Origin of the sequence: Streptococcus hyovaginalis DSM 12219, assembly GCF_000420785.1 — a bacterium.
GTDB lineage: Bacteria > Bacillota > Bacilli > Lactobacillales > Streptococcaceae > Streptococcus > Streptococcus hyovaginalis.
The window spans coordinates 73,652-86,263 of the sequence record NZ_ATVP01000006.1; the positions used below are offsets into that span (position 1 = coordinate 73,652).

Sequence of the window (12,612 nt, forward strand, 5' to 3'; positions counted from 1 at the left end):
TTTAATAGCCTCACTGTCCTGTGTTTTTGTATTTTTTACTTTTTAAACATATCTTTTAGTAAAGTAACCTGTTAGATTAACATTGGCTTTCATATAAAAAAACACTTACTGAAGTAAGTGTTTTTGATAACTACTAATTAAAGTGAGTTAGGATCAACTTTGATACCAACACCTTGAGTTGTTGTCAAAGTTAAGTTTGTGATGTAAGTACCTTTAGCTGTTGATGGTTTTGCTTTAACGATAACGTCGTTAAGCGCTTTGAAGTTTTCAACCAACTTATCATCTTCAAATGATACTTTACCGATAAGAGCTTGAACGTTACCAGCTTTATCAGCACGGTAAGTGATTTTACCACCTTTAGACTCTTCAACTGCTTTAGCAACATCCATAGTTACTGTACCAGTTTTAGGGTTTGGCATAAGGTTGCGAGGTCCAAGGACACGTCCAAGACGACCTACAACTGCCATCATATCAGGTGTTGCGATAACAACGTCAAAGTCTAACCAACCACCTTGGATTTTTTGAACAAGGTCGTCTTCACCAACGAAGTCAGCACCAGCTGCTTTAGCTTCTTCAGCTTTAGCACCACGTGCAAAAACAAGAACGCGAGAAGTTTTACCAGTTCCAGCAGGCAATACCATTGCACCACGGATTTGTTGGTCAGCTTTCTTAACGTCAATGTTAAGGTTGTATGATACTTCTACAGTTGCATCAAATTTTGCGAAGTTTGTTGATTTAGCAAGCACTACAGCCTCTTCAACGCTGTAAGCTTTTGTGCTGTCGATTTTTTCAAGCGCAGCACGCATTTGTTTACTTTTTTTAGCCATTATAAAATTTCTCCTTGTAATGTGGTAATAGCGATTTTCATCTCCCACGTCACTCATCGAAATAGACGATGAAGTTTAGCGGGTTCAGGGTCTCTTACTGATTAGTCAGTAACAGTGAATCCCATAGAACGAGCAGTACCTTCGATCATACGCATAGCAGACTCTACGTTTGCTGCGTTCAAATCTGGCATTTTAGTTTCAGCAATTTCTTGTACTTGTGCACGAGTAACTGATGCAACTTTCGTTTTGTTTGGCTCACCAGAACCTTTTTCAACACCTGCAGCTTTTTTCAAAAGAACAGCAGCTGGTGGTGTTTTAGTAACGAAATCAAATGATTTGTCTTCATATACTGAGATAACAACAGGGATGATCATACCAGCTTGGTCAGCTGTACGAGCGTTAAACTCTTTAGTGAATCCCATGATGTTGATACCTGCTTGACCAAGTGCTGGTCCGACTGGTGGAGCTGGTGTCGCTTTACCGGCAGGAATTTGAAGTTTTACAATGTTTTCGACTTTCTTAGCCATGAATAAAATCCTCCTATTGTGGTTTTGGCGGTAATTAAAGATTTTTACCTCCCACAAGTATGCATTAGCATACCTTTCTATTATACTCATTCTACAGTAAATTTCAAGTTTTTTATGCTTTTTTTCTCAAAACGATTTACTTTAAGCCTGATAATCGTTACAATAAGCTTATGTCAGTATTCATGTTTAAAGTGCTCAGTGCGAGCCTACTCATTTTAACACCGATTTTTACCTATATTATTTGTAAATTTTTCAAGTTAGGACGATTTGGCATTAAATTTCCAGATATTACTATCCCCCTATATATCTTTGAAATTATAGTAGCTAGCTCACAATTTTTTAAACATAGCTTTATCTACTATTACTTGATAGCTATTTCTATCCTTGCTATAGTTGTAGCTAGTTGGCAATTTCTAAAAAGTAAAAAGTTCACTTATAAAAGGTGGTTTAAGTTTTTTTGGCGTCTCAACTTTTTCCTTACGTTTTTCTTTTTCCTAGCCACTATTCTATTAATTTTCAATTTACCGTCTTAATATCGTAAAAAGCAGTGTTCTGAATAGAACACTGCTTTTTTTATTCATGAATTTCCAAGGGTAAGCCATCCGGATCGAAGAAGAAAGCCATTTTTTTACCGTCAAAATCATCATACCGCAGCGGCTCATGAGAAATGCCTAAACGGTCAAATTCTGCCAAACAAGCTTCTACATTATCAACTTTAAAAGCTAGGTGGCGAAGTCCTTGATGTTCAGGATTAGGCATGGTCGGTCTAGCAGGTGCATCTGATTTGATAAAAATCTCTAAAATCAGATTTCCTTGCCGGACATTAAAGAGAATGTCATTTTTTTCAGGACGAATATGCTCATCCAACTGCTCAAATCCTAAAAGATCACAATAAAAATGACGTGTTTTTTCGTAGTCACTGCCAATGATAGCAACGTGATGGATGTTACTAAGTTTCATCATTACTCCTTTTTATTGAGGGGGTTGCAAAACTTTTCGAGGTTTAGTACCTTCTGCAGGACCAATAACTCCAGCTTCTTCTAATTCTTCCATCAATCGTGTCGCACGGTTAAAGCCGACAGACAAGCGGCGCTGGATCATTGAAGCACTAGCTTTCTGCGTTTCTAGTACTAGAGCTTTGGCTTCTTCAAAGAGAGGATCTCCTTCAGAAGCGCCACCACCACTAGAACCCGTCATATCTGCTTCTGTCACTTCACCTGGATCAAAGGAATCGTCATACTCTGCTTCTGCTTGATCTTTTATGAAAGTGACGATGCGCTCGACATCATCATCTGAAATGAAGGAACCTTGGAGACGAACAGGGTGGTTTTCATCGATTGGCTTGAAGAGCATGTCACCGCGCCCTAATAGTTTCTCTGCGCCATTTTCATCTAAAATGGTACGACTGTCAGTACCAGATGATACCGCAAAGGCTACACGAGAAGGGACATTGGCTTTGATCAAACCAGAAATAACATCAACGGATGGGCGTTGCGTCGCTAAAATCATGTGAATCCCAGCTGCACGCGCCTTTTGCCCCAGACGGATAATCGCGTCCTCAACTTCCTTGCTGGCTACCATCATCAAGTCAGCCAACTCATCAACGATAACCACAATAAGCGGTAGCGGAATGTGTTTTTCTTCTGAAGTCGCATTCCAGGTTTCTATTTTGGCATTATAACCTGCTATATTTCGAACACCAAATTGACTAAAGAGTTCATAACGATTTTCCATTTCATCAACAACTTTTTGGAGAGCCTTACTAGCCTTACGAGGATTGGTGACAACCGGGATAAGAAGATGAGGAATATCATTGTAAACAGACAGTTCAACCATCTTAGGATCGACCATTAGAAACTTAACTTGGTCTGGACGTGCCTTCATCAGAATACTTGAAATAATCCCATTGACAGCAACTGATTTACCAGATCCAGTTGAACCAGCTACAAGAAGATGAGGCATTTTGGAAAGGTCAAAACTACGGGCCGTACCATTAACAGCCTTACCTAAGGGAATTTCTAAGAGATTCTCAGGTTTAGCGTTAGATTGTTCCCAGAGCTCACGGAAAGAGACGGTTGCAATCTCTGAGTTTGGCACCTCGATACCAACCAAAGATTTTCCAGGAATCGGTGCTTCAATGCGGACATCTTTGGCTGCCAAAGCTAGTGCTAAATCATCCGCTAAATTGGAGATACGGTTGACACGCACCCCTACCGCTGGTTTAACCTCATACTTAGTCACAGATGGACCAATTTCTGCCCGCTCGACTTTAACATCAATATTGAAGCTCTTGAAGGTATCTTCGAGAATTTTAATATTTTGGCGAACAATGTTTTTCTCTTTAGCCTGACTCTTAGGTTTGTCTGCTGCAAAGAGGTCGATACCAGGTAATTTATAGTTGAGATGTTGTTTTGGTGTAAAATCAACAACTACTTGTGGATCGGGATCATTATCCAAATCATCCAAATCAATGGCTTCAGTCGGAATCTCCATTGCTTGATTTTCCTGCTCATAGGCATCCATTGGTGGGTTATCAAACAAACTCTCATCAAAACTCGGCACATCAGTCGTTTCTTCTTCTGGCGCGTAGCCGATAATCTCAATGTCGCGTTCTGATGTTTCTTCAGGAATATCTTCATCCTTAGCTGAATTATTTCCTAGGATTTCACCTGTCTCTGGATCAACATTAAGTGATGCTAAGCGCTCAGCTTCTACTTTTTCAGCTGCCTCTTGTTCTTTTTTCTCCAAGGCTAACTGTCGTTTTTCTTCGCGACGGGCAAAACGTTCTTGCTTATTAATCTCATGCTTAGCCATCCATTCGTCACGTTTTTGGCGAAGAAATTCTAACAAATCATAAAGATCCCAAGGGCTCAACATAAAGATGCCAGCCACAATAATTAAAAAACCAATGAAAAAAGAGCCGATGTTTGTAAATAAGAAGGCTATTGGTTTGTAGAGAAGTGCACCAAACATGCCTCCTCCAAGAAACTGAGTCACACTAAAATGGCTGATATCTCGATAAATCAATTGTGATGTCGATTTAAACACCTCCTGCCCTTTTAAGAAAGGCTGAGTATAAAGATAAGCGTGCCACTCAATGAGAAATCCCACAAACAGGGTAACTAAACCCGTCATCACACCTTCGTGCCTTTGTAGCCATCGAAAACCAAAAAGAGCAAGAAAAACAAATCCGATGAAAGGATATGCCAAACTACCAACAAAAAATCGGACACTATTATAAACAGTGACACCAAAAATACCTAATCGAATAGCACCAAAAAAGAGAATAATGGCTAGTAATAAACTCATTATCATTCTCTTTATTGCTGCTTTTTTTGCTAATTCGGCCTTTGTTGGTCGTCTCTTACGACCGCTTTTGCCTTGTGATTTTGATTTTGCCATGAACCTATTATAGCATGTTTTTCAACCGATAAAAAAGCCCTAAAATCTCATGACGAAAAATCTCCTAAAAAACAGGCACTTTCTCCATCAGATACGTCACGAAAACTAACTTGTTAGCACATTTTCCATCAAAAAAGCTACTAAAGACAGACTAGTAGCTTAATCATATTTTCTTTTTAAGAGCAAGGATCTCCTGAAAATTTCCAAGGCAAGATAGCTATATCGTCGAAATAAAGTTCCAACATGACCCATCTTTCATCGCTTAAGGCGAGAACATATAAAACGCTCCCTGGCTAGATCTTTGTCCGACTATAAATTTTGCCAAATATTGAAAACTGAAACAAACATCAGTACTATCATCAACCCTAAATACAGCTGCTCTACCTTGTTATTATCCAAGCGCTGGTTCATCAAAGTCCCCATATATCCCCCTGCAATAGCTGCCACCATTAAAAAAGGAAGAACTGCTAAAGGATAATTGAGATAATCACGACTAATAAAACTAGATGTTAAATTAGATAACTGAGAGAAAAAAATGGTAGCAATAGAATAGACTGCAGATTCCTTCATAGACATCGAAAATAACCACATCAAAAGAGCAATATTCAGTGGTCCTCCACCAATGCCTAAAAAAACTGAAATGGTACCTAAAAATAAACCTACCGCAAATACCATTAAAGGATTGGCCAAACGAAAAGAGCGAATACGACCTTTATAGAGAGTATACAATAAGATAAGAACAAGTGTCCCTAATAAAAGACTGGCCTGCAACAAACTCACTTGACGGCTACTAAAAGCCTGGACAGCTAGGCCAAATACCCTATCTCCTAAAATTCCTCCTAAAACAGAACCCAAGGAAATACTGACTAGTATAGGCCATTGAAAAGAGAAACCTTTACGTATCTGCTTATAGATAGAGACCAGACACATGGTAAAAACGGATACCGATGAATAAAAACCTATCGTACTTGGTCCATCCAAACCTATCATATCAAAGAGAGGTTTGATAATCACACCTCCGCCCAAACCAGTTATGGCACCAATTGTGGTCGCCATTAGCACAATCAAAACGTAAAATAACATGGACACCATCCTTATTCCTTCCTCGTTTATTATAGCACTAATTAAAACTAATGTTAATAGCTTATTGGCAAAATACTCTAAAAAAGCTGACAATAATCAAGCTTTCCGAAACGAAACCTTCACTACCTCTATAGTATTAAAATAAACTGCCTAGTAGAGCCTTCTAGACTAAGTCTTTTCCAGACTCTCCTTGAACGTCTTTCTGTCTCGTTTTAAAATTTAAACTTAAGATAGTCCACTAGACGATGTCAACAGACAGCTCTGATAGCCTATCCCTTGACTAACAGACATCAGACAATGGGAGTAAAAAATACTAGAGACTTCCTTGATTCCTCAGACCAATTGGAAAAAAACTTCCGTAATGTGACAGCTCAAACAAGCCCGAAGATACTACGAAGCACTCAGCTAGTTGAACTGCACCCCAAAAGTTAGACACAAAATCTAACGATTGGGGTGTTTTTCTTATGAAATTAAGTTATGAAGATAAGGCTGATAATCTGATTAAACGTCAGTTTGAGGGATCTAAGACTTATGAAAAATGTTATACCGATGTGACGGAGTTTGTTTTGCCTGAAGGGAAACTTTACTTATCACCTGTTCTTAATGGCTATAATAGTGAGATTATTGATTTTACCCTGTCTCGGTCACCTGACTTGAAACAGAGTAAACCATGCTTGAGAAGGCTTTTCCAGCAGATTTATACAGTGGGACTATTCTTCACAGCGATCAAGGTTGGCAATACCAGCACCAGTCTTACCATTACTTTTTGGAAACCAAAGGCATTCGTCCGTCCATGTCCCGCAAAGGGAATAGCCCAGATAATGGGATGATGGAATCCTTCTTTGGGATACTCAAATCAGAGATGTTCTATGGATTTGAGACATCTTATCAATCACTTGATGAGCTTGAACAAGCCATTACAGACTATATTTTTTACTACAACAAACGCATCAAAGCAAAATTAAAAGAACTTAGTCCTGTCCAATACAGAACTAAATCCTTTCAATAATTATTTCTCCAACTTTTGGGGGTCAGTACATATATTCCCAGTCTTCACTTTCATTAAAAATTACCAGTTATGTTCATCCACATTGTCTTTTGTCACAAGGAAGATTGGTGAAACTGTTTCTTTCTCAACTTTTTTACCTTGATAGTGATCGATTGCAGCCTGGATAGCAATTTCTCCCATTTTAGCTGGTTGTTGCGCTATAGTTGCTGACATAGCACCTTTGTTGATAGAATCATGGGCATCTGGCTGACCGTCAATCCCAACAATCAAGACATTTTCAAGTCCAGCTGCTTTGGCTGCTTGAGCTGCTCCCATAGCCATTTCATCATTTTGTGCAAAGATAGCTTGAACATCCTTATGACCTTGAATCATATTTTGCGCCGTATTCAATGCTTTGGCACGGTCAAAGTTTGCAGATTGACTTGATAAAATATCAAGTTGGTCTTTAGCCACTTTATTAAAGCCATTGCCACGGTCTACAGTCGCTGAGGCTCCAGGGACACCTGACAATTCAAAAGTCTTAGCATCTTTACCCAATTCTTTGATAATATATTCAGCTGCCATTTTTCCAGCTTCAACATTATCTGATGCAACGGTTGTCAAGACATCACCGCCGTTACTACCACGGTCAATCAAAATAACAGGGATGTCTGATGAATTAGCCGCTTTGATAGCTGGTACGATAGCATCTGAATCAACAGGATTAATCAAAATAGCATCGACATTTTGGCTAACAAAGTTTTGCACATCATCTGCTTGTCTTGCCGCATCATCTTGTGCATCCGCTACTTTTACCTTAACACTTTTATCTTTAGCATATTTATCGATACCTTCTTTCATGGCTACGAAATAAGGATTATTAGTGGTTGAAATAGATACCCCAAGATTTAAATCTTTAGCTTCTTTTTTAGTAACTTCTTTATCTGAGTTGCTTGAGCCATTATCCAATCCTGTTTTACCACAGGCAGCTAAGATGATAAGAAGACTTAAAATAAGCAGTACACGGCCAAACTGTTTCATAATTTTCATGATAAACTCCTTTACTGATTGGCTACTTTCAAGCGATCCAGTAGCACGGCGATGATAATAACAATACCTTTAACAACTTGTTGCCAGAAGGCTGAGACACCGATGATATTAAGACCATTATTGAGAACTCCTATAATAAGTGCGCCAATTAGGGTTCCGATAATCCGACCCTTACCTCCTGACAAAGAAGTTCCTCCAAGAACAACAGCAGCGATAGCATCCATCTCATAGCTAGCTCCCGCAGTTGGTTGAGCTGAACTTAAGCGAGAAGTGATTATCAAACCTGATAGGGCTGCCATCATTCCTGAAATAGCATAGATAATCATTTTTACTTTATTTAATTTAACACCTGAGATATACGCTGCTTTTTCATTACCCCCTATAGCGTATACAGATTTCCCAAATGCTGTTTTATGAAGTAACACATATAAGAAAATAAAGACAAGGAACATCAAGATAACTGGAAACGGTATTCCAACAATATAACCTTGTCCAAGAAATTGGAAAAGAAAGCTATCACTAAGACCAGCTGTAATAGGATTACCGTTTGTATAGACCAAGGTAGCCCCTCTAAAAATAGTCATCGTAGCCAGTGTCACGATAAAGGGTGCCAATTTCCCAAAAGAAATCAAGAAACCATTTAACAGCCCAAATAAGCCACCCAAGAGTAATGCCAATAAAATAGCCAAAGGTACTGGCATACCACTGCCAATAAAGCCAGCTGACACCGCGCTAGATAGGGCTAAAATTGAACCAACTGATAAATCAATCCCACCTGTTAAGATAACGAAAGTCATCCCAAAGGCAATAAACCCATTAGCTGTAACTTGCAAGAGCAAGTTAAGTAGGTTATTGGCTGTTAAAAAATTGGGATTTAGCATTGTGATAACAATCATCAATGCTACTAATGCAATCAAAGTGGTTAATTCCGATACATATTTCATTACTTGTTTCACGCTATTGTCCTCCTGTCGCAAGCTGCATGACTAATTCTTGGTTAGCTTCTGATTGGCTAAGCTCTCCGCTGATACGCCCTTCATGCATAACGATAATACGATCGCTTACACCTAATATTTCTGGAAGGTCTGATGATACCATGATGATAGGGACGCCTCTTTCTGCTAATTCATTCATCAATTGATAAATTTCTCGTTTAGCCCCAACATCGACACCCCTCGTTGGTTCGTCTAAAATCAAAATTTTGGGAGCAATGCCAATCCATTTGGCAAGGACTACTTTTTGTTGGTTACCACCCGATAGGTTGCCAACAGGCAATTTTGGTGTTCCAGACTTGACTCTTAATCGTTTTATTAACTGATTGACAAATTCTGTACTGGTCTTATCATCAAAAAAGCCGTGTTTACTGAAATCTCTAGTACTTGGCAAAGTCATATTATCCTTAATCGAAAAATCCAGAATTAACCCTTCATCCTTTCGGTTTTCAGTCAAGAATCCAATCCCCTTTTCAATAGCTTGAACAGGATTTGCAATCGAAACTTCCTGACCGTCTATCTTTATCTGACCAGATTTTAAGGCATCAATGCCAAAAATAGCTCGCATGACTTCGGTTCGCCCAGCTCCCATCAAACCTGAAAAACCAAGAATTTCACCTTTTCTAACCTGAAAGGAAACATCTTCAAAGTCATTACCACTCAGATGACTAACTTCAAAAGCAACCTCTCCAATCTTAGCTGTTTTATCAGGATAATAGTCTTCTAATTCTCGACCCACCATTTTTTTAACCAACTCATCTGAAGTTGTTTCATTGGTTGGTGTCGTGTCAACCACTAAGCCATCACGCATAACCGTGATTAGGTCCGTTATTCTAAAAATTTCTTCCATACGATGGGAAATATAAACAATCCCAACCCCTTGTGCTTTCAGACTATTGATGATTGAAAAGAGGCTCTCTGTCTCTCGGTCAGTCAGAGCTGCCGTCGGTTCGTCCATAATAAGGATGGAAACTTCTGATAACAAAGATTTAGCGATTTCAATCATTTGCTGCTGACCAACGGAAAGTTTTCCAATCTCAGCATTCAAGGGAATAGAGACCCCTAAACGCTCAAATGCCTGATTAGCTTTTTCTTTCATAGCTTTTTGGTTTAGTAGACCAAAACTATTTTTGATTTCCCGTCCTAGAAATAAATTTTCCAAGACCGTCATATCTGACCAGGTATTCATCTCTTGATGGATAAAGCTAATACCAAATTCCTCTGCTTCTTGCGGATTGGCAAAAGCCATTTCTTTTCCGTCAATAGTAATCGTGCCTTTCGTTGCTGGAAACAAACCCGTTAAAATATTCATCAAGGTTGATTTACCAGCACCATTTTCTCCCATAAGAGCATGAACCTGTCCAGACTGTAAAACTAAGTCAATTTTTTCAAGAACTTTATTATTTCCAAATGATTTTGAAATGTTTCTCATTTCAATTTTCATGCCTTCACCTCGCTATAGAGTCACACCAGACTGCAGAATAATATTAGAATAAGGCGTATCTTCACCTGTTCGAACCACTGTTTTGACATGCTTATTAAGATCTTTTAATTCTTCGTGACTGACGTAAACAATGTCAACACTAGCGTCTAATTTTTTTAATATTTTCTCTAACTGATTAGGATTTTCAGTCTTAATCTCCTCAGCTAAGACTACTTTTTCAACTAATATATTGTCTAGATAGTTATCTAGGACATCTTGAAAACTCGGTAAACCGTGTGTTAGAGCGAGATCGATTTTGCTAACACCATCAGGAACAGGCAAGCCTAAATCACCAATACAAACTCTATCTGTATGGCCTAAATCAGCTGCCATTTTAGCCAAATTACTATTCAACAGCCCATGTTTCTTCATAATAACCACTCTCTTTCATTTCTTTTAAATAAGGCATCCCACCCTGTGCTCCAAATCCCTGAACGGATAAGTGTGATGCTAAGGTTCCAAAAGCTACAGCGTCTTTAAAGGACATTCCTTTTGAAAGGGCGTAGCCAAATGCACCATTAAAGGTATCGCCAGCTCCTGTCGTGTCGACAACTTTTGCTTTAATAGCAGGCACTTTTTGCATTTTCTTGCCGTCAAAGAAAATAGAACCCTTTGTTCCCAAAGTTACTAGAAGTTTATTAGGATAGTGTTTGATAACGTCTTCTATCTCTTGATTAGGAAATAGTTCTTTAATCTCATGTTCATTAGGGGTAAAAACATCTACGAAGTCTAACATGTCAATATCCGTATCTCGCGACGGTGCTGGATTATAGAGAACCTTAACACCATTTTGGTGACAAAATTGCGCGATAGCTAAATTGCTTGAATGACTGATCTCATTTTGTAAAACAACTAAATCAGCGCTTTTGATAATATCCCATTCACTGTCAAAATGTCTGGCATCTACTTCTCCGTTGGCTCCCGGACAATAGATAATGCGATTATCATCATCGTAAAGTGTAATTTGCGCAACACCTGTTGAATATGGTATCGTTCCCACATTTTCGGAAATAACCTGATTTTGATTTAAATTGTCTAGGAGGCTAGGTCCAAACTGATCTTGTCCTACAGCTCCCAACATTTCAATATGATCGTCTTTAGAACTCAGACGACCAATGGCCACCGCCTGGTTAGCTCCTTTGCCGCCAGGTACCATGGAGAACTGTTTTCCAAAAACAGTCTCACCTGCTTCTGCAATACGATCTGTTTCCATGACCAAGTCCATGGAGATACTGCCAATAATAATGATTTTACTCATATGTTCCTCCTTAAGGTTTCTCTTTCAATGTATCTGACAGGTAATTGCATCCTCTTTTCTTCGATAGGTAACTGATTAGCAATCTTATAAACCAATTCTGCAGCTTCTTGTCCAAGCCTATATGAGGACTGATGAATGGTTGACAACGATGGGTAAATAAACCGACTCATTAAGATATCATCGTAACCAATAATCTGAATATCCTCTGGTATCCTTTTCCCACGTGCTAATACTTCATGTATATAAGCTATAGCATGCACATCTGAAGGAGAAATAATACTGTCACAACCTGGATTTTGATCCAACATGTACTTAGCTTCTTCTTGAATTATATCGAAGTCAAAAGAGTGACTATCTGCAATGGCTACTCTTTTTCCATGCTCTCTTAGGTAACTTAAACCTGCTTCAAATCTTTGATTCATGCTCCGAGCATTATCAGCTGGTCCTCTAACTAACAAGATGCTTTCTGCTCCAGCTTCAACAATTTTCTCCGCAGCCAGACGACCGCCGGCTTGATTATCAGAAAAAACACCGTACTCTGTTTCCTGATCCACACGATCGACAACGACTACCGGGATATCTAAGTCAGGATGATTTTTTGTAAAATCATGTGTCGTTATGATTCCAACAGCCTTACTTTGAACAAGAACCTTTAGATATTCTTCTTCTAAAACATTTTCCTCCCCTATACTTCCCAACATCACGCGATACCCTTTTTCTTTTAAAAATTCTTCCGCGCCCTGTGCAAGCCTGGGGAAAAATGGATTCGAGATATCAGGAAGCAAAAGTCCAACAAGGTGATTTCGTTTCGACTTTAAAGACTGCGCCAGGACATTGGGACTATAGTTTAATTTTTGAATAGCCTTTTTAATCTTTTCCTGAGTTTCTTGTCCCACATAACCTTTTTGAGAGATATAGCGTGATACTGTAGATTTTGAAACACCAGCTTCTTCTGCAACTTCTTTAATTGTTATCAAAGATATCCCTCCTTTTTATGGAACC

General features: G+C 38.9%; 12 protein-coding genes and 1 pseudogene. 2 read left to right on the forward strand and 11 right to left on the reverse strand.

Going from position 1 to position 12,612, the window contains the following annotated elements; translation table 11 throughout:
- Positions 1–137: 137 nt before the first annotated feature.
- The gene (rplA, locus tag G574_RS0105420; RefSeq protein ID WP_029691306.1) at positions 138–827 is read right to left on the reverse strand and encodes a 50S ribosomal protein L1; all 690 of its coding nucleotides are present in this window, start codon (positions 825–827) and stop codon (positions 138–140) included.
- A 101-nt stretch (positions 828–928) separates the two neighbouring features.
- Positions 929–1,354, reverse strand: coding sequence for a 50S ribosomal protein L11 (rplK, locus tag G574_RS0105425; protein ID WP_017770023.1), 426 nt, complete (start codon positions 1,352–1,354; stop codon positions 929–931).
- Between the two features lie 182 nt (positions 1,355–1,536).
- Here rplK and G574_RS10810 point away from each other — a divergent pair, with 182 nt between their 5' ends.
- Complete coding sequence (locus G574_RS10810; protein WP_037590653.1) at positions 1,537–1,887, forward strand: DUF3397 domain-containing protein; 351 nt, start codon at positions 1,537–1,539, stop codon at positions 1,885–1,887.
- A 40-nt stretch (positions 1,888–1,927) separates the two neighbouring features.
- Here the strand turns inward: G574_RS10810 and gloA2 are convergent, their stop codons facing one another.
- The 3 genes from gloA2 to G574_RS0105440 form a co-directional block, all read right to left on the reverse strand.
- Positions 1,928–2,314 carry an SMU1112c/YaeR family gloxylase I-like metalloprotein gene (gloA2, locus tag G574_RS0105430; protein ID WP_029691307.1) on the reverse strand — a complete coding sequence of 129 codons (387 nt, stop codon included), beginning with the start codon at positions 2,312–2,314 and terminating at the stop codon, positions 1,928–1,930.
- A 12-nt stretch (positions 2,315–2,326) separates the two neighbouring features.
- Positions 2,327–4,756 carry a DNA translocase FtsK gene (locus G574_RS0105435; protein ID WP_029691308.1) on the reverse strand — a complete coding sequence of 810 codons (2,430 nt, stop codon included), beginning with the start codon at positions 4,754–4,756 and terminating at the stop codon, positions 2,327–2,329.
- 309 nt (positions 4,757–5,065) lie between these two features.
- Entirely contained in the window at positions 5,066–5,839 is a 774-nt protein-coding gene (locus G574_RS0105440; protein ID WP_245540399.1) for a sulfite exporter TauE/SafE family protein, read from the reverse strand.
- Positions 5,840–6,324: 485 nt separating this feature from the next.
- On the opposite strand from G574_RS0105440, the pseudogene G574_RS0105445 reads away from it, so the two are divergent.
- Positions 6,325–6,848, forward strand: a pseudogene (locus tag G574_RS0105445) (IS3 family transposase); the annotation flags it as partial.
- A 60-nt stretch (positions 6,849–6,908) separates the two neighbouring features.
- On the opposite strand, the gene G574_RS0105450 reads toward G574_RS0105445, so the two are convergent.
- From G574_RS0105450 to G574_RS0105475, 6 genes are read right to left on the reverse strand one after another with little or no spacing between them, the layout of a single operon-like run.
- Positions 6,909–7,877, reverse strand: a complete 969-nt coding sequence (locus G574_RS0105450; protein WP_029691311.1) for a substrate-binding domain-containing protein — start codon at positions 7,875–7,877, stop codon at positions 6,909–6,911.
- Positions 7,878–7,888: 11 nt separating this feature from the next.
- Positions 7,889–8,833 carry an ABC transporter permease subunit gene (locus tag G574_RS0105455; protein WP_029691312.1) on the reverse strand — a complete coding sequence of 315 codons (945 nt, stop codon included), beginning with the start codon at positions 8,831–8,833 and terminating at the stop codon, positions 7,889–7,891.
- A gap of 1 nt (position 8,834) precedes the next feature.
- Positions 8,835–10,313, reverse strand: coding sequence for a sugar ABC transporter ATP-binding protein (locus G574_RS0105460; RefSeq protein ID WP_029691313.1), 1,479 nt, complete (start codon positions 10,311–10,313; stop codon positions 8,835–8,837).
- A gap of 12 nt (positions 10,314–10,325) precedes the next feature.
- Positions 10,326–10,724, reverse strand: coding sequence for a D-ribose pyranase (rbsD, locus tag G574_RS0105465; RefSeq protein WP_029691314.1), 399 nt, complete (start codon positions 10,722–10,724; stop codon positions 10,326–10,328).
- Entirely contained in the window at positions 10,699–11,610 is a 912-nt protein-coding gene (gene rbsK / locus G574_RS0105470) for a ribokinase (protein ID WP_029691315.1), read from the reverse strand. Before rbsK ends, rbsD begins: the two co-directional genes overlap by 26 nt.
- Complete coding sequence (locus G574_RS0105475) at positions 11,607–12,587, reverse strand: LacI family DNA-binding transcriptional regulator (protein WP_029691316.1); 981 nt, start codon at positions 12,585–12,587, stop codon at positions 11,607–11,609. Before G574_RS0105475 ends, rbsK begins: the two co-directional genes overlap by 4 nt.
- Positions 12,588–12,612: the final 25 nt, after the last annotated feature.